We start from the raw sequence: 20,846 nt of genomic DNA, 5'->3' as shown, positions 1-20,846 counted from the left end.
GATATGACGCCATGAAACCGATCCGCACGACACGGATAATCCGGCATCGCCGCACGCTAAAAAGCATTGCGAGCGAGGCAACGGCATGGGTCGCGAGTGTCGCGCTGATGGTGGGGCAGGTCGCACCGGCCGCCGCGACATCGGCCGCCGTTGATATCACCACAGGGGCGGGTACGGGGACGTCGATCACCCAAGGTGGCGGCACGGCAACGGTTACGACGACAAATATCCAGGGCGCGACGGCGTTCAATCAATTCGACAATTTCAACATCGGCACAGGCCAGACTGCGAACGTTGTTCAGCCGGATGGAACACAACAACTGATCAACATCATTGATGGTGGTCTGTCGAGGATCGATGGCACGCTGAACGCCCAGATCGACACAGGGGCGGGCGGCGTAACGGTCGGCGGCAATCATTACTACGTGAACCGTGACGGGTTCGTTGTTGGGGCGAGTGGGGTGATCAACGCCGGCGCGCTGACGATGAGCACCCCGACGGCTGACTACCAGTCGCAGCTGACGGATCAGGCCAATGGCGGCACGTCCGTCACGGCCAGATTGTTTGCGGGCACTGAGCCGCTGAATTCCAGCGCGAATATCGAAATTTTCGGGACAATCAATGCACGGCGGCTGGACCTTCGGGCTGGTGCGCGAATGCTGGTCGATGGCACCATATCCGTCGAGGACAGTTCTATTGACGCAGAGGGACGGCTTGTACCCGCGTTGAACAAGGATGGCTACGCCGAGGCGGCGGGCATCAGTGTGCAGGGGGGTGTCGTCCGCTTGCTGTCTCAGGGCGAAATGAAATTGCAGGGCCGTATCGCCGCCAAACGTAAAACGACCGGTGGTGTCGTGGCGGCCCGGTCCGAAGGTGCCCTGATCGCGGGGGGCACCATCGATGTCACCGCAGCGCCCGGTGCCGATAACGACAGCGGGTCTGTTATCCTCTTTACCCGCAAGACGGCGGTGCTGGAGACCGCGCTAAAGATAGAGGCGACATCGACAGGGGGCGATGGTGGGCTGGTGTCGATCGCGGCGCAGGACGCAATCACCATGCAGGGGCGTTTTGCCACGGGTGGCGCATCACGTGACAAGCGCGGGTCGAGTGTTCTTCGCGCACCCCAGATCACCGTCTCGGGCACCACAGTGACCGACGGCGGTGACATGATGCTGTTGGCAGATCCTACGACGGCGAGCGAAGCTGCCGCCGCGCGTGACGGTCTGATGCCCGGTTCGCTGACAATCGACGGTCAGATCACGACCAGTAACGCGGCTCAGACGAGCGCCGGTGATCTTATCGCGCAAGGCCAGAACGTGTCGGTCAAGAGCGGCAGCAATCTATCGGCCACGGCAACAGCGGGAACAGACAAAGATGGGTTGATCGCGCTCTTGGCGAGCAACTTTGACGAGGTCGCGGCAATCTTTGTCGAGACGGACGCGGTGACGGCCAGCGTCAAGATCACGGATTCGACGCTGAATGGCGGTGCCATTGTCGTGAATTCCCTTGCCGAAACGTCGCGGCAGGTTGGCGGTAACTATGACGATGAGGCAGCAATTGCTGATCTCGTGACAGTTGGCGGCGCGAACAACACGACATCGGAATTGTTGAAAGACCTGACCAGCCTCGGGGAACGGATCGGACGTCTGCACGACCGCGGCACCGACGAAATCGAGAGCCAGCTAACCGCCTTGCAAGGTATTTTTGAATTCAATGGTTCCGAGGCAACGTCGCTGGTTGAAATCTCTGGCTCATCACTTACGGCCACTGGTGAATGGCAGGCAAAGCCACTGACCAAGCCGGAGGACCGCCAGTCTGGCCAATTCTCCGACAATGGACAGAATCGCGATAGCTGGCTCTTTGCGGCGGGAAACCCGCTGCGCAAAATCGTGGATATTCCAACGGAATTTGCCGGCACTGACGGATCGGCAGACGGGTTGTACATTCAGTCGCACGCGACCAGCCGCTATAACATGGGCGGCATTGGTGTCGTGCTTGGCGTCGCTGTTGCGAATTCCACCGCCGATTCCCGCGTCAACATAGACGAGAGCGGGCTCATTTCGGGCACTGACATCAGTATCCATAGTACGGCGTTTGAGGATCATTCGATCAAAATCAAGCCCATCGGTCTGGCAGACGTGGCCTTGGGATTCATCGTTGCCGTGCGCAACCTTACCAATCAGACGCTGATCACCGATACCGTTGCCAATGCGCAGAGTGGTGATCTGCTGATCGAGGCTCTTTCAGGCGTGAACCACACGCAGGAAATTTTTGCCGATGCCAAGGAAACCGGTACCTTCGCGCTGGCGATAAATGTGGGCGTCTCAAATGCCCTGACCGAAGTGGCAGTGGGCGATGGCGGTTCTCTGGGTGCCACGGGCGACATCACGTTGGACGCCACGACCCAGTATTTTCAGAAGCGCAGCGTGACAGAGGCGCGACTGGGCCTTGTGAATGTTGAGACGCCGTCGATCCTGTTCAGAAACAAAACGGAAGAGCTCAAAGCGCAGGCTCTGGCCTTCAAGGACAAGTTGATCAAACCAAAGTTCGGCCCCGAGGAAGAGCCGAAACCAAATGCGGGCGTCGGCCTCGCCTTTGATGTGCAGATCGATGATGTGACGAACCGCGCGACATTGGGCGGCACCTACCATGAGCTCGGATCGCCGGGCGAAGAACGCGACACTATTTTGACCCAGCTGAGTACCGTGACGGCTACGACCCTTGCCGGAGCGTTGTCGGTGAAAGCAGGCAAGAAATTTGTCGCGGCCGCGGAGGGTGGTAAGGGCATAACACGGCGCACAACAGCGCAGGCACCCAAGCTTACCCTGATCCGTAAGAATATAGCCAAATTCGCGGGCGTGGAAGAAGAGAAGCTGGCCAGCGACTTTGACAAGGTGGGGATGGTTGCGGCCTCCGTGGGGCTGATGCATGGCGAAACGCTGGCCGAAATCGGCTCGAATGCGATCACCCAATCCGCAACTCTCAATGTCGTTGCCGAGAATACCTACCCGCTCTTCTCTTCGGTTGATCAAGTGAAGAGCGGTGTGCTCAATATTCTGGCCAGTGCGGGTAACGTGTTCGTGCCGGATCAGTTTGGGCAGGATAAACCGGCTGCGGATCTCGTTGTTCGAGGTGATCGACGCAGTTGATCCACGCAGCTTTGCCACCAGCTATACCCAGAGCCGCGCTATTGCGGCGACGCCCGGTACCAAAGACGAAGAAGACGACGAAGAGCAGGGTTTTGCTCTGGCTCTGTCGATGAATGCCTTCAATACCGATGACAAGGTTGACGCGATCATTCGTTTTGGCGCCGATGTCACGTCAGGGTCGTTGACCAACATACTGGCAAAGATCTCTGGTGACTTTATTCATCTGGTGAACTTGCCCTCCGAGGTTCCCGGAACCGAAGATCCGGTGAGTGATGCGATCGGCGGGGCGGTGTCGTTCAGCCGGGCGGCCGCGACCACCAATGCAATCATCGAGGACGACGCAAAGGTCGCTGCCGATGGGGTCGTCACCATTTCGTCGCAGGCAAATGTCAATCAATCCCTATTCACTTATGCGGGCGGTGGCGGCAACAACCGTTCGATCAACGGATCGCTTGCGTTGGGGATATCACAAGGGACGACGACTGCGCGCGTCGGCGGCGCGGCCGATTTGACCGGCAGCCTGATCACTCTGAATGCGGTAGACGATTCCATGCTGCTCAACATTGGTGGCGCACTGTCGGCTTCTGAAAACCTTTCTGTTGGTGCGACCGGCGTGATCAACTTTACCGATCGCGATATTTACGCAGGCGTTGGTCCGGGGGCAAAAGAAGGTGCCCCAGTGACGGGCACATCGGGTAACACGGCGGTGTCCGCCAGAACCCTGAACATCAACGCAACCAACAACTCCGCGGACATTGCCATTGCTGTTGCCGGCGCGAAAACCACAGCATCGGATGATCAGGACGCGGCGCTGGCCGATTTCCTGCTCAGCGATGATGAGTTCGCCAAACTACTGAGCCAGGACGACAATGAAGCACCCGGCGAGGGCGACCCCCAAGCCGACGCGGGTAGCGGCAAGCCGCGGACCGGTTGGGCCGTGGCGGGAGCGGCTGCGATAAATCTGGCGCTGGGTAACAAGGTCCGGGCAGAGATCAACACGCCCGCAACCGTTGAGGCAATTGGCGGCGTCATCATTAACGCGCGCAATACCAGTACCGTGGCAGCGGCCACCGGTGCCGTTGCCGTGGGCCTGAGCAACCGCCAGGACGTCAACGCGCTTGCCGGGGCGTTCTCGATCCTCGTCGATGACCGTAACGTCACGGCGCGCATCGCCAAGGCCGACATCGACGCTGGAGTGCTGGCCATCAAGGCGACGGATGATGCTACTGTTGTCAACATCGCGATAGGTGGTGCGGGGAACAAGCGGGGTTCCAAGGCTGTCGCGGGTTCTGTCGCGGTGGCCACATTGGATGGTGAGACGAATGCGCTCATCGAAGATGCCGATCTGACCATTGGCGGCGAGGCCAAGTTTGAGGCGACGGACACTTCTTTGACAGTCTCCATCGCGGGGGCGGCTGGCCTGAATTTTTCCAAGAACGCATCTTCGGCCAGTGGTGTGGGGATCGGCATCGCGGTTAACACGGTTATGCGACCTGCCAAGGTCATTCTCGATCCGTCCAGTAGGGTGACGGCGGGCAGCTTTGTCGCCAATTCGCTGACGGATGACAGTATCTACGCCTTTGCCATCTCGGCCGGGCTGGGCAAAACAGCATTCTCCGGCTCTATTACTGTCAACACAGTGATCGGTGGCGCGCAGACCGAAATCGGCAAACGTGGCGTCGGTGTCTCTAATATGCGGATCACCACGGACAGCGTTAATGTCACAGCTAAGGAAAGCACGAGCATCCTTGCGGCTGGTGGTGCACTCTCCGTGGCTAGGAGCGGCGGCAACGCGTTGGGCGGTGCGGTCGTTATCAACACCGTCAAGAACGCAAGCCACGCGAAGCTGGAAGATACGACTATTTCCGCCAGAACCGCTGGTCCCGGCGCGGCTGTTCCGCTGACTGCCACTGCGACGGCAGACACTGAAATCCGCGCTTACTCGGTTGCTGCTGCGGGAAGTACGAAAAAATACGCCGGTGCGCTCGGCGCGTCGTCGAACGTTATCGACAGCACTATCAATCTGTCGCTTGCGGGGGCCACGTTCTTTAGCGGCGGTGTGATCACGCTGTCCGCCACCAATAACCGCTTTATCCAGAGCCTGTCCGGTGGCGTCGGCATCTCCGGTAATGGCGCGGGCGGGGCTGCACTGGCGCTGAACCTGATGTTGGGCAACGACGCCAAGATCACCCTGACAGACGCCCTGTTGCAGGGCCGTGGTCCGATTACCATCAACGCGTCGGCTACCGGCGAAATACAATCGCTTGCGGCGGGCATCGCGCTGGCTGATGACTCGGCGATCGGCATCTCTGCTGCGGCCAACGTGACGACAGGCACGACTGGCATTGACGCCACCGGCGCGATCCTCAACGCCGAAGGTGCGCCCGGCACATTGTCCCTGATGGCAACCGACACCTCGACCATCAAGGCGTTTTCGGGTGGCGCTGCGCTTAGCCTCAGCGCCGATGGCGCGGGGGCTGCGCTGTCGGTCAACGTCATTGGTAACACCACCAGTATCGAGGCGAATGGCGGTCGGTTCTTTGCCGACGGTACCGCGACCTTTGCCGCCGACAATACCGCAACGATCAAGGCGCTTGCCGTGGGTCTGGGCTTTGCGAGAGAAAACAGCCTTGCCGGATCAATCGTCGTAGGCCACAGCAGCGCCACGACCAAAGTCGATCTGAAACCGAGCGAACTGGGTGTGTCCGGTATTGTGACAGTGCGGGCCAAGCAGACCAGCGATCTGGATCTGTTAACCGGCGCACTGGCCATCGGCGGCGATAATGCTGTGGGGGCGGCTGTCACGGCCGCGATCATCAACAACACGGTCACTGCCGATCTGGAGGCGGGACGGCTGACCGACAAGGGCGAAATCACTGTATTCGCAAGTGACGACGGATCGATTGAAGCCAAGGCGCTTGGCGGAGCGGCAGCACTGGATGATGGCGGTGCCGCGTCGATTGTGGTTGCCAAGATCGGCACCAAACCCGACGACGCTGATGCCCAGCCCGAACTGGAGGGCGAACAGCCAGGGGACGCGAAACCCATCGCAGCCGGAGGGGCGGCAGGTGACAAGGCGCAGAATGATGCTATTGCAGCGGCGTTGAATGTCATCGCGCAAAGCAGTGTGGCCGAGGCCAAAACCGTGCAGATCGAGCCGACAACACCACGCAATGACACCCTGCGCGCACGTGTCAAAGTGACAAACGGGGAAATCGACAATCAGGGCTTCAGCGTGCGCGCGAACCGCTCTTCCACCATAGATTCCGTGGCGGGTGTCGTGTCGCTGACCGGTGAAAACAGCGCCGGACTTGGGCTTGGGCTGAACTTTATCTACGGCACGACCACGTCAGAGCTGTTGTTGCCGGTCACAACGGGGACGGACACGCATCTTGTTCGCAAGATGCTGGTGCGCGCCGATGAGTTCGACACGATCAACGGCACAGCCATTGCCGGTGCATTAGGTGGCGATAATGGCGGGGCGGGCGGCCTTGTCTTTAATGACATCAAGCGAGTGACCGATGTAACCGTCGGGTCCGCTGTTCTTGGCCAGCGCGCGGCGGTGCAACTGGCAACCCGGGACGCCAACATTGGCTATTTCGGCATGCGCACGCAGGATGCGACCGCAGGCGTGATCGGTGCAGGTGGCGAAAACGGTGGCGGCGCCGCGATTGCCGTCAACCGGAACGGCGACCGGATGACGACCACGCTGCGCGATCTCAAGATCGACGGTCGCGAGCGGGACGCTGCAGGCGATTTGCTGCCTGTATCACCTTCGGGTGCTACGTTCGTGTCGCTTGCGGCGGAGCATGGTGTCAATCAGGATGCGCTGGCGCTGTCTCTGGGTGGCGCGGCGAAGATCGGCCTGGCGGGCAGTTTCGGGATCAATATCCTGAGTGGTAAATCGAACATTGTGGTGAACAATGTCGACGCCGAAGTGGAAGGTTTCGGAGTCAACGGATTCGAGTTTACCCGACAGGATGTAGATGCAGGCGGCGTGGCACTGGCAGGTAAGGCCGGGATCGGTGTTGGGATTGCGGTGAACAAGAACACCCACACCCTGCAATCGGACGTGACCGGGTCGCGGATCGTCACGCGCGGTGCTTATGATACGCTGTTGTTGCGCAGCAGCGGTTTTGGCGCGGTTGCCATTGCCGGTGCCATCGGCGGCAAGGTTGCAATTACCGGTTCTGCCGCAACCAATAAGCTGAGTGCAAAGACGCTTTCCAATGTCAGCGACAGCACGATCATCGCTGGCAACATTGCACGGTTGGGGGCTGCCGCCTCTAGCCGGATTAACGCCAATGGCGGTGCAGGTGACGGCAGGGCGGTCAATGGCAGCTTTGCCGTTGGTGGCAAGGTGGGCATCGGCGCATCTGTCACGGTGAATGATACGGCCAGTACCGTCGATGTGACGATCAAAGGGTCTAATATCACGGCGCTCGGATTGGGGGCGGATACCGGCAGTGTATTCGGCGGCGACGGGACACGCCATGACGGCGTGTTGATCGAGGCGGATATCCTCAGCAATATCGACATGATCACCGTGACGGGTGGCGCGGCCTTGCTGGCGGGCATCGGGGCCAATTACGTCTATACCTCTGTCGCGGATAAGGCGTCGGTCAACCTTGGATCGGATACGGCGTCGGATGAGGTCAAGATCGGGGCCGCGCCGGATGCGCGTGCGCGTAGTTTCATTATGGTGAATGAAAACGCGAAAACGGCGTCTGCGCGCATCGCGTCCTACACCAACACGACAATCAATAACCAAGCTTACGGTGTCGGCCTCGGTGCTGTCGGAGGCGGGCTGACTGTGGCGTCGACCTTTATCGCGACGGATGCGCTGGTTAATCTGGGTCGCACGGATGTGAAATCCGGCGCGGGCAGCATTACCTTGGCGGCAGATGTCGATAACAAGATTGATTTGACTGCTGTCGGTGTTGCTGGTGGTGGTGCCGCGCTTGCCGGGGCTGTGGGCGTGACCGAAGTGACCTCGAACGCCATTATCGCGCTCAAAGGGAGCACACTGGAAACCAAGGGGACCTCTGGTTTCGTTGGGCTTGATGCGACCAGTACGAATGTATTCAAGAGCGTCGGTGGTACCGGGGCCGCTGCCGGGAGCCTTGCCGGGGCGGGGGTCGTGGTGGTCACGACGCTAGGTGGTAAGACCGAAGTGACGCTGGACAAATCCGGCACACGCGCGAGCGGCATCACGTCCAAGAGCGACCTTGTGATTGTTGCGGACGCCGCCAACACACTGACGACCACGGCGATCGGTGCCGCGGCGGGCGCACAAGCCGGGCTGGCGCTGTCTGCGAACGTGACCAAGGGTGAAACGCAGGTCGAACTGCGCATCGGCGAGGGAAGCAAACTGGACGTCAATGGTGATGCTCGGTTGTTCGCTACGGTTGCGATGACGCTGAACAGTATTTCCGGCGCGGGCGGTATTGGTGGCGCGGCGGCAGGCGGTGCGCTTGATTACATCGCGCTTGCCCAAGCGGCCAAGATTGAAATCGCTGACGACGCGCAGGTGATCGCCGGGGGCAATGTCCAATTGAACGCGACAAGCACGGACATGATTACGGCCCATGCTGCTTCTGTCGCAGCGGGCGGTTTCAGCCTCGCTGGCGCATTGGCGATCGCCGATATTGGTGGCAGAACAGAATCTGACGACGATACCGCAAAGCTGACGACAGCCGCCGTGGATGCTGCAAAGGCAGACCAGTCCGAAACCGTGAAAGAGGCTGATGAGGACGGCAACCCGGTCGCTGCGACCGACGAGGAAAAACAGAACTCCGCCGCGAATATCGCAGCGATGGGCGGCGGTGCAGATACCCGCGCAAAATCCAATGCCACGCAGCAAAAAGTTGCGCTGGGCACCACCGGCGACATCAGTGGCGCGAGAATCAAAATCGGTGATGATGCCGTTTTGAATTCCGGACTGTCCTTGTCCGTGTTTGCCTTGGCGAATACCGGTCTGTCTCAGATTGGCGGCGCTGGTAGCCTGTCGCTTGGGGCCGGAGCGTCGACGGGGACGGTGAAGGCAACGGTCGGAACCGATGCACTGATCACAGTTGGCGACAACACGGCGCTGGTGGGCGCGGACCAAGTCAGCCTGAGCGCGACCATTGGCGGGCTGATCGAGCCTGATGAAAAACAAAAAGCGGTCGGAGAAGGCAAGGCAATCATCGACGCGGAAGCCTACACAGGCGGCGCGGCTGGCATCGCTGCCGCGAGTGCTGGTGTCGTCGTGGCGGGGATGACCGGTGATGCGAAGGTAATGCTGGGTCAAGGCGTGTTGATGGGCGACCGCACGCTTATTGATAATACGCTTTCGGCCTCCAATCCAAGTATCAATCTGGATGCTGCGCGGTCCGGGGCGGTGCGGGCTTATGTGTTCAATTTGTCGCTGAGTGCGGGACTAACTGTCGGAACAGCGGTATCGCACGCCGATATCGCCGGGACCTCGGCGATCGAATTCAACAATAGCAGCGCGTCCGTCATATTTACCAAGGGCAACGTGAGCCTTGCGGCCAGTGATGACACGCGCGCAGATGCGCAGGCGGTATCCAGTTCTGGCGGTATCCTCAATGGTAACGGCGTTGATGTGCGGGCAAGCAATACCGGTAACGGTACGATTGCTCTGGATAAGGTCACTATCGTTGCTGACGATCTGACTGTCCGCAACCAAAGCCGTGCGAGCAGCTATGCCAAGGCCAAGGGGATTAGCGGTGGTTTGGCGACTGTTGGTGCTTCGGTGGCGCGCAGTACGACCAAGGTAGATTTGGCCACGACCATCGGTTCAGGCGCGAGCGCGCAGGGTGATATCGAGATCACAAGCCGCTTCCTGCCCAGCGAGGTCAAGAAATTCCAACCCGATGCAGTGCCGGAAGGCGAGAGTGCCAATACGCTGGTCGAGAACGCAGCTGCCTTTGCCGTGTCTTCTGCCGGCGGTCTGCTGGCCGGAAATGGTGCGGATGCCGCGACGGTGCTGGACTACGATGTTTCCACGACTGTTGGCGGCACGCTCGTTGGCGAGTCCATTGTGGCCACGGGTGAGGCAGGCGCAACGGCCGTGGCCGATGCGACAGGCAAACAGGGTGGGCTGGCCGCCATCGGGGTGGTTTTGACCAAGCTCACGGCCCCTCGTGCCAACGTCACTGTCAATACCAACGATGGGGCACTGTTCGTCGCTGCCGACGAGATGGCCCTGACGGCAACGAACCAGCCGATGTTCGATCTATTGGCAACATCGGGATCGGGCGGACTGGTCTCTGGGGCGGGTGCCGGCGGAACATTGGATGTGAAGTCCAAAACTCTGCTTTCAATCGGTAAGGGTACATACTTTGCCGACAGCCTGCGCATTCAGAGCGAAAGTGACATCGGACTGGGCAGCACGGTCGATAGTGTCAACGCCAGCCTTGTGGGGGCGTCGGGTGCCAATATGGACACCGATGTGACCAGCCGGGTCGACACAAAGATTGCCGCGAACGCCGGGCTTTTCGCAAACAGCCTGCAAATCGGCGCAATCAACAAGATCGCACGTCCCGAAGATGGCTTTAACGTCGTTTCAGGATCTGGTGGCGCCCTTGATGTTGCGGCGATGGATTCTGACGTGGCACTGACAATCGACACGCTGGTGGATATTGGTGACAACGCGGCTTTGAGGCAGATAGATACGGCAACGGTTGACGATACCTTTGTCATCGAGGCTTTGAGCGATATCACCTTGATTGACCGCCAGTCGCTGGATTCCGGTGGCGCCATCGTGCTGCCATTCGGAAATTCGTCGATCAAAGTCACGTCTACTGATGCGGATATCAAGCTTGGCAAGGCAAAGCTGACAGCACTTAGCGATCTGGTGCTGAGAACAGGCGGCGATGCGGATATTCGATCCGAAGTCTTCTCGAACACCTATGGTTTGGCGGGCGCGGCGAGCGCGACTGCATTGGCTGAGTATGAAATCAACCACGGGATCCTGATTGATCCCGAAGCAGAGATTCTGACCGAAGGCAACCTGAGCCTTCTCGCAGGGTTTGTTGGAGAGCGCGAACAGATCATCAACGTTGTCGCTGAGGGACGCGCGTTCAACCGGACGGCAGTACCGTTCAGCACGGACCCGACGGCAACGGCCACCGCGAACACAAGATCGGATGTTGTGATCGGTGAGGACTCATCCCTGCGGGCAGCGGGTGATGTGGACATCTTTGCGGTTGCTGGCGACCGGACAGTACGTGGCTACGCTTTGGGCAAGGATTTCTACCGCGAAGCGGCCGCGGAGGTTGGCACATTCTTCAATTCCACGATTGGTGGAGGCGATCCCGTCAGCCTCGACGTCGAGATCGACGACAGCAATGACGTTTCGACGAACCTGATTGAACTCAACGGTCTTGTCCGGGCGGGTAACCGAAATCAACGGGCGTTGATCCTCGATGAAAACGGAAAGTTGGACAATGCATCGTTCGGTTATTCTGACGAACTGGCCGACGGTATCAATTTTGAAATTGGCGCGCAGACATCTCTGAAGTTCCGTCTGGATACGCGTATCGACGAACTGCGCCCGCTCGTGAGCGCTGCAGAAGCCCGTATCGCTGGTATTCCGGGCGCTTCGCTGAACCGGATCGAGACACGGCAAAAAGCCGAATTGACCAACCTGCTTGAGCGCAAGGCACGCGCGCAGAACGTGCGCGGCGCGCTGATCACCGTCGAGGATGTGACCGCCCGCGAAGGCAATATCGATCTGCGCGCTGATATGGTGTCGGGCAGCACCGGCGGCAAGCTGGTGGCACCGGGTGATGCGCTGATTGATATCCGCACGGCTCAGGCATCATTCTTGGTGGTCAAGGATTTGACCATTTCCGGTTTGGACGGCGGGATCATCACATTCAACGACGTGAGAGTGGAAAGTGCGGCGGACATTGTCGCCCAAGCGCGCGCGACAAATCCGTTCAACATTCCGATCACACTTTTGCCTGCGAACTATGAGGTTGAAAGTGCCACCGACACTGATCCGCCGGTCATCAATGTGTCGACGACGAACAGCGTTGGTTTCGTCACCGTCGAGGGCGAGATTTCGAACCTGCGTGGTGTAGCGCGGGTGGTATCAAACCAGTCGGATATCGACATACGTGGCAGCGTCTCGGCATTGACCCCAATTCTGGCCGCACCGAACGGTGACTTTACATTGACCGCGACGGAAACGCTGGCACATATCGGGCCGGACCCGGTGGCGCGCTATCGCGATTTCTTCAATTCGGTTGCCCTGCAGTCGGCGGAAATCGCCATCGATGAAAACGGGTTCAATATCATCGGCGGGGAATCACGCCTGACGTTCGATAGCCATGATAATGATGACTTTACCTTCTCGCGTGCCTACGATGCGGGGGCGTTCGACCGGGTGACATCCGCGAATGCCGTCGATCCGGGCGCACGTATTCAAGGGGCGAATGTCTTTATCACCGCTGATGTGATCAACATCGCCGGCGCAATCGAGGCCGGGGTCGTTGGTCATGCTGCGCGCATCGCCGAGGGTCTGGACGCCGACATTGCCGCGCTCGAAGCCTCTGGTGCGACCGGGCGCAAGCTGCTCTTTACGCCGGTGCTGCCGGGCGACGTGGTTGCCGATAACAGTCCGTTCATTCAGGCGACCGTGCCGGTCTTCTACAACCTGGACAAGGACCGGATCGAAATCGATGACATGATCACACGCGGTGGTCAGGTCACCATTGTGGGCAAGATCGCGTCGACCGGGTTCGGGTCTATCGAAGCATTCGATGGTTTCGGGGCGGTCACTGTGGATTCCAATGTTCGCACTCCGGTCATGTTTGGCCGCGTTGATACGGGCGGTTCGACTGAACCGGGGCAGGGTGTCGAAGGTCTGGTGCGTATCACTGACCTGAACCGGACTAACTCCAAGGGCGCCTTCCTGACGACGGAATACCGTCGAGGTGTAGATGCAGACGGCAGCCAAGTCTTGCGCGTCTTTGACAATGAACAAACGACCGTTGTGACGGATGCCAGTGGCAACTCGCTGGCGCAACCGTCGCGATTGGTGCAGCAGATCACCGCGGATGGGGCGCGAAAAGCGACGTATACCCCGATCAAGCAGGCGTTCTTCTTTAACCAACTGCGCGAAGTGAAATTCGGCGAAAATATCGCCAACGCCAAGCTAAGCGCACCGGAGAATTCCAGCTTTATTTCAGAGCCGATCTTTACGACAGAGAGCGATTATGGGGTTCTGACCAGCAACTTTGCCTTGTTGGATTTGACCCAGCCCGGCGTTAACGGTTTTCCGGGAAAGATCATCGGCGACGAAATTTTCACCCGGCACGTCCTGAAGGCCGATTTGCCCATAGACATTCTGTTCCGTGGGCTGGATCGGGGCGACGTGGATATCGACCTGCAGGGCGATCTTCTGCTGAGCGATCTGGTGCGCAATAGCACCGGACGCACATTGCTCGTATCCGATCTCGGCAGTCTGAGCGCGCTAAATGACAAGGTGACGATTGTCGCCAAGGAATTGGTGATTGGGGCCGGCCGCGGCACCGTTCTGGGTGCATCCAACAATGCCCTGAGAACCAATCTGGTGCCGGATGGAACCTTGAGCGTGTTCGGTCGGGATGTTGTCAAAATTCACGAAATTGCAGGCGATATGCTGCTCGAAAGTGCTGTGTCGTTAGATTCGGACACAGGCGATGGCTCGCTGCTGGAACTCACTGCCGCGGGCTCCATTCTCGGCGAAAAGGACGATGCAAACGTCATTATTGGCGGTGACATTTTCCTCGCTGCTGGTGGCGGGCGCATTGGCGGGACGAATGGTGTCACAAGGCTCACAGTAGTGAACACCGGCGGCGCAATCACGGCGACCGCCGAGGGCGATATTGCGTTGACGGCGCGTCAAGGTGATCTGAACCTGCGTGATGTTCAGTCGCGAACAGGCAACATACAGCTTACCGTGAGTGATGGCTCCATTCTGGATGCCAATCCGATCGAACGCGAGGACCTGCGGACACAAGGCGAATTGATTGACCTGTGGGCTGGTGATCTGGCTTTGATCGAGGGCACGGATAGTGCGGCGGCGCGTGTCGCGCGCCAGATTGATGGGCTGCAAGCGGCCGAACAGGCGCGCTACGTCGCCTTCTGGCGTGCACGCAAGGCGGGCAAGCCGACTGACACAGCCTCGCTGGACGCGGACAGCGCGGCCGTGCGCCAGAGACTGCAAGCAAATGCAGGGGACGCGTCTACGCTTGAGGCGTTCGATGCGCAGCTTGCAACATTGCGGGCGGAATGGGACGCACAGACGGATTTCGATCCCAATTTTCAGGCTCGGATTCCAGAGGTGCTGCGCGCCGAGGTTCTGGCTGATGCGACGTGGACGCAAAACGAGCTAGAGCGTTTCGTCGATGCCGGATTGGTACGCCGCAGTGCCGCGACCCAGATCCGTGATGAAGACCCAAATATCCGTGCTGCCGGCGATATCGTCCTCTTTGCCACTAAGGATATCGGCACTGGCTTGGCACCATTGCGCATTCTGGGGGCGGATGACGACGCGTTGTCCACTGCCGACCTCGCTGCGCTGGGGGCCGCCGAAGTTGGTGATATATTCTTTGATCAGGGGAATACCTTTGTCGCACGCCGCGATGACCTGAATCTGGCGTCAACGGCGTTCGATGGGGATGTGCCTGTGGGGAGTGTTGTCGCTCTTGCTGGTGGGCAGAACATGTTGCTCGGCGCGCGGACGCCATTGCAAATCGCCGCTGCCGCATCCTCGGGGCTGACCCTGATCAAAGCCGAAGGCAACCTGACGCAGACGGACAGTATCTTTAATGTGGCCGTCGCGGGTGCACAAGTGGTGCTGGAGGCCGGGCGCGATGGGTCTATCGGGACCGTCACCACCTCGGTCGAGGTCGAGATCACGGATGGCGGCAGCTTTGATGCCCGCGCGGGTGCTGGTATCTTTGTCGCGGCACCCGAAGGTGATCTGCCGGTGGCGTCAGTATTCTCTGGCGGTGATATTCGCCTGACCGTTCTCGAAAATTTGACCGATGCCCGGCCCACCGGTGCGCCGCGGATCATCGGCAGTGGCACGCTGAGCCTCACTGCGCGTAACATCGGCGCAAGTGATGCACCGATCCGGTTCGAACTGCCCGGAGATGCGCGTGTCGTATTGGCCACGGGCCAAGATGCATTTGCCGAAACCAAAGATGATCTGACGCTTCTGGCCACGTCGCTAGGTGGCGGCGGTCGGATCGTTTCGGCCGGTGCAATCCGCGTCGTAGAGGATGGCGCACGCACTGGTGTGATCGATTTCGGCACACAATCCACTCTTACGGTGGTCGCGGCAGATGGCCTGACGGGCACGCGTTTGGGTGGTCCAGACGTTCAGGGCGGCACGCTGAAACTGACGACAGGTGGCGATGTCGGCGGCGCATTTGGCCCGCTGTCGACTGCGCTGACAGGGTTCAGCTACACGTCGACCGGATCGGCAGACGCACCGACCAGCCTGTCCATTTCCGAGGCGGACAACCTCACTATTTCGTCGTTGACACAAACGGCGGGCGAGGGGCTGGTGACGCGGATCACGCTGCCGGGCGATCTGGCCATCGGGCGGATCACCTCGGCGCAACCGGTTGATATTTTCATGCCAAGTGGTCGCATACTGGGGGCAGGTTCCATCCGCGCACCCGAAGTGACGCTGGTCGCGCCGGGGGGCATCGGCACCGTGGCACCGGTTCCGCTCGAAACAGATCTCATCACGGCGCGCAGCTTTGGCGGGGCGATAAATCTGGCCTTGAACAGCAGTTTCTCAGCTCCGGCAATCGGGCTGGGTGATATCCGCACCGGTGGCGATCATGGTCTGACGCTGACTGCTGGCAATACGCCGGTTCTTCTCGCACGCGGCGGGGCGCTTACCACGATTGGCGGCGACCTGAAGCTGACGACCGGCGGGGATTTCAGCTTCTCTGAAAACACCTTTGGCGTTCAGTCGGTCAACGGCAGAGTCGATCTTATGATCGGTGGCAATGCCACGTTGGGTCGGGTTTCTGCGGGTAGCGGGCTGGGCGTGACTGTGGCCAAGACGCTGACAGGTGTGCCCGGACTGGAAGGGCCAATGCTGGTGACCACGCAGGCAGCAGCCGTGACCCGGTTGCGGGCGACCGACATACCGGGCGACGTTCTACAAACCCAAATCAGCGCGCTGGACGTTGCGATTACCAACAAGAACCTGAACGTTCAGAATACCGGCAATCTAGATTTGGTCGGGATGAGCGCGACAGGCGACGTCACCATCGGTGTTGATGGCATTCTGCGCCTCGGTACATTGCAAACGGGTGGGCGCATCGACCTCACCGCTGATGCTATCGCAGAAGGCGACACGACGATCACCGCGACATTGCTCAAGATGACTACCACCAAGGGCAGTATCGGCGGTGTCGATGGTCTGACCGGTCGGTTCCGCGTTTCTGATGGTGCGATTTCACTGTCTGCCGAGACCGATATTCATGTCGCACAGCTGGGCGCCGATTTCCTGCTGCGTGGCGTGGTTGCCAAGGGTCGCGTGCAACTGATTGCAGGCGCTGGTGACCTGCGCGCGGCGAACATCTCAGGGGCGGACATCGCGCTTTCTGCTTTCGGCGATATTCAGGGGCTGACTGGCCCGCTTGCGGTTAAGACCGGATCGTTCAGTGCGGGCAGCTTTGCAGGTGATATTAATGTGGAGTTTGCAGCCACGCCTGTTGTCGTGCTGACGCAGGTCGAGGCGGGCCGAGACGGCAACATCGCATTGCGCCAGCCGGGTGGCCTGCTAAGGGTCGCCTCTGGTGGGGCGGTGAAATCCATTGGCGGTGATGTAACACTGACTGCGGCATCCGTCGAAATTGACGGCACGGTGCAGACCGCTACCGGCAGCATTGTATTGTTGAGCCAGAATAACATCGACGTTAGCGATCCGAATGCGCGGGTCGATGGCGGTTTTGGCACATTGCGCTTTGACGCAGGCAGCGACCTGATACTGGGTACCGTGACCAGCGCGGCCAATGATGATGCGGCGATGACTCTGATCGCGGGTGGCACGTTGCGTCGCGCCATAGCAGGTCGACCGACACGGTTGATTGCCCAGAATGGCGGCGCCGTGGTGTCTGTCGGCACGGTTGAAGGGGCAATTGACGTTGATCTTGCGCGCCTGTCGATCAGCAGCGCGCGCTCTGATGTCACAGTGAATGCGGTGACTGATCTGAGCATTACAAAGGCGTCGTCCGGCACCGGAAACGTCACTGTAAGCGGCGCGGGTGTCCTGCGGGTGGGCGAAATCACACCGATACCCACCGGAACCACAAGACTGGTCGCGACGAACGACCTGTTCTCGACAGATGAGACGCAATTGGGCGGCGCGCGTATTGAGCTGCAATCGCGCGAGGGCGCGATCGGTGGCGCCGCAGGGGGCGCATTCCGCTTCGCCGCAGATGACAGCACGATTGTCACGGCGCGCAGCGCGGGTGACATGAGTCTGCGCAATACAGTGGGTGATCTGCGGCTGGGCGTTCTCGAAAGCGGGCTGGGCGGCATTGATGTCACGGCTGCGCGCGATCTGATCCTGAGCGAGCGAGTCACTGCGGGCAAAGATCAGGTTCTAACGTTGACGGCAACGCGCTCCATTACCGGTCAGGGTGGTTTTACGGTTGGCCGCACAGTGACACTCGTCGCGCAGAACGGGGCAATTTCGGATGGTGCTGGTGGTGCGCTGCGGATGGAGGTGCCCACAACTGCGACAGTTGAAATGGCGGCGGCGCAGAACATCAACGTGGCTCTGACGGGTGGAGATGTGCGGTTCGGCAATGTCGCGGCGGGAGGTAACGTTGCGCTCGACATAGAGGATGGCACATTGCTGGCGGGGCAAGTGTCGGGCGCGGAGATCCGCCTCACTGCCGCCAATGGCATCGGTCGTGACAAGCTTGTTACAGTCAATGGCGGGCCAGTTCGTGCAATCACGACTGCGGGCGACCTGCGCCTGTCATTCGCGGGGGCCAAAACCGCGCGGCTTGATGCGGCACTTACTGCGGGAACAGGTCGGATAGAGCTGATAGGACGTGGCACTGACCTGACGATCGGAGACCGTGGCGTCCGGGGCGAGGGGCAGTCCGTCAACATCGACGTGGCCAGCCTCACACTCGATGCCGGGGTGGTTTCCCAGACGGGTGATATTTCGGTTGAAACCCAACGCGCGTTGGTGATGCGCAGTAACACGACACCGATCACTGCCATGGCGGGCGCTGCTACATTGAAGGTCGGCACCGATCTCACTGTGGGGATCGTAACCGGCAATGCGTCGGAGCGCCGTTCCATCGACGTGGATGTCGCTGGTGACCTGTTCCTTGCGCCCGGGGTCATAGGCGCGCGGTTTATTGGCGATGCACGGGGATCTGATGCGCGTATTCGCCTTGGACGCAGCACCGTAACCGGCCCGCTGGGGTTCGAGACCCGGCTCAGACGGCTCGACATCGTACAGGCTCGGGGTGATTTGCATCTGAACAACCTCAACTCGCTGGATTTGGCGCGCGGCATCGCGGAGACCGGCATGTTGGAAATCTTCGCCGGCGGGTCGCTCGACTTTGAATTCGCCAAGGCCGCAGATGGCAAGAAGCTGATTCTGGCAGCAGGCGGCGGCGTGCATGCCAAGTCTGGCGTCGTCGAAGCGGACGATGTCGGCATATACGGCTTTGGTGGATCGATTGATCAGGACCTGTTCACCGATATGACGCTTGAGACACGCGATGGTGCGGTGGTTCGCATGTTTGCCAGGGACCGGATCGCTGTGCGCGAGGCGACAGGGAGCCTGACCATCGCGTCAGTGATCTCTGACAATCTGGGCGTGACGCTCTTTGCGCCGGAGGATCTGACCGTCGGCCTGATCGGCAGCGGTAAAGCGGTCTCGGTTACGTCCGGGCGTAACCTGACGGTGAATCGCGTTGGCCGGGCATCTGTTCAGATCGAGGATGCTGTGGGTCTGGGGCTTGTCCGGCCCGATTTCTATCGTACCGTGCTGGCCAAATCGCCGACGATGCTGGATCTGGTAACCGAAAACCGGCTCTCTGTCGGTATCGCGACGGCATCCGATAAGGTCAACATGGTTGGCCGCAATGTGATGGCCAAGCTGTCGGATGCGACGCCAGCCGATGGCTTGACGGTCGGGCTGACCGCGCCGGGGGGCAAGTTCACCGATAGCGCCGCTTTGACCGTTATCGGTGCGGGGCCGGATGTGCTGTTGGGCGATCCGCTGTCGCTGGCGGCCAGTGACACAAGTGGTTTCGGCAATAACTGGGACGGAACCCTGCGACTGGATGGTGTGCGCGTCGGGACCGCTGCAGGCGTTACCGAACTGCGGACAGGCGCATCGCGTCTGGTTGTCACGGATACCCGCATTGGCGGCGATACACGTTTCATCCAGCGTGATTTCAGTTTGTTGGCCCAACGGGTGTTCACTGCAAACAGCGATAAGGACACTGTTCAGGTTGTTACCCAAGACATGAGTGCTGTCGATTTCGAAGTCACCAATGGTCGTAACCTCGTCACCCGAAACCTCACGGTGTTGAATGACGTGACGCAATCCTTGACCGCCGGACGCACAGTTGCAGAGATTGTGGAGGCACTTGTGGTGTTGCAGGCGGATGAGACCATTGTCGCACATAATTTTGTGGTCGAGGATGAAGTCGAGGGCACGGTAGGCAAGGTGCTGACATTGCGGTCGGTTACGATACGTGGCCCGCGCGGCGATCGTATCGTGCGGTTGCCGTTGATCATGGCAAGCTCTGGAGTGCCGCAGGCTAACGGCGCGCCAGGGTGACGGCACCGCACAGACCAGATGATAGCAACATGGTAGTGTGCGCCTTACATGGCTTTTATGGCGCCAATGTCGCTGAGCTTTGAATTGGCGGAAAGGCCAAGGAATAGCGATATTCCGCGATAACCGCCTCTTTCAGATTCGGCATCACGCTGCGGAACACGTTTCCAACCTATCAGCCCGGGCAAAGGTTCGCTTATACTGCGCCTGAATCTGTTCGGCGAATTCGGACCATTGTATGAGCCAGTATCCATTGAATGATGAGGGAAAGTTCTTCGTGGTAGCCAGTGCAACGATAGCGGGTGAGGGGTGATGTTTCTCAGGGCGGTGACATTCGCAGGTGGGCTGGCGGGTGCGGCGGGTCTGTCGCAGTTCCCCGAATATTCGCAGCAGTATACCCAGCGTCTGGCCGGTGCGGTGGATGAGCTAAGCCGCTTTGTCGCTGAATTTGACACTGACGCAACCGAACAAGGCTTCACTCGCGATGAGGCGCTCGCCGACCTGCAACAAGGTGGGCAGATGGGCGCTGCGCGGGCGCAGACTATGGGCGAGACGCTGGCGCGCTACAACCGTCTCAGCGCGGACCTGATCGCGCTGCGCGAGGCCGGACCATTCACCCGCGCCTACAACGCAGGCAGCCTGACCGACGCGGAAATCGCAACGGCGGCATGGTCGGATTTCAAGCCGGCGTTGCCGCTGACCTTCGAGGGGGCCGTTTTTGCAGGTTTGGGGTTTTTCGGTGGGCTGGGCTTGCTGACTGGGCTTTTCGGTCTGCTGAAAATGCTGTTCGGGCGCAGGGGCGTGCGCGCTTGACGTCTGTGCAGCCCCGGCGCACTCTGCGCGCAAAATAATATCGAGGT

Annotated in this window: 3 protein-coding genes; all 3 read left to right on the top strand. The window is 59.8% G+C overall.

Annotated features, from left to right (window positions below):
- Positions 1–11: 11 nt before the first annotated feature.
- Positions 12–3,149, top strand: a complete 3,138-nt coding sequence (locus N7U68_RS05270) for a leukotoxin LktA family filamentous adhesin (RefSeq protein WP_263048471.1) — start codon at positions 12–14, stop codon at positions 3,147–3,149.
- Positions 3,133–19,989 (top strand): beta strand repeat-containing protein, encoded by a 16,857-nt coding sequence (locus N7U68_RS05265; protein ID WP_263048470.1) that lies wholly within the window; start codon positions 3,133–3,135, stop codon positions 19,987–19,989. Before N7U68_RS05270 ends, N7U68_RS05265 begins: the two co-directional genes overlap by 17 nt.
- 309 nt (positions 19,990–20,298) lie before the next feature.
- Complete coding sequence (locus N7U68_RS05260; RefSeq protein ID WP_165191821.1) at positions 20,299–20,799, top strand: DUF2937 family protein; 501 nt, start codon at positions 20,299–20,301, stop codon at positions 20,797–20,799.
- The last annotated feature ends 47 nt before the right edge of the window (positions 20,800–20,846 follow it).

The organism is Roseovarius pelagicus, from assembly GCF_025639885.1.
GTDB classification, from domain to species: domain Bacteria; phylum Pseudomonadota; class Alphaproteobacteria; order Rhodobacterales; family Rhodobacteraceae; genus Roseovarius; species Roseovarius pelagicus.
This window is presented reverse-complemented; position numbering and strand designations above follow the sequence as displayed.

Excerpts from the sequence above, each read along its gene's own strand:
- N7U68_RS05260 (WP_165191821.1), top strand. The coding sequence starts at position 20,299 with ATGTTTCTCAGGGCGGTGACATTCGCAGGTGGGCTGGCGGGTGCGGCG.
- N7U68_RS05270 (WP_263048471.1), top strand. The coding sequence starts at position 12 with ATGAAACCGATCCGCACGACACGGATAATCCGGCATCGCCGCACGCTA.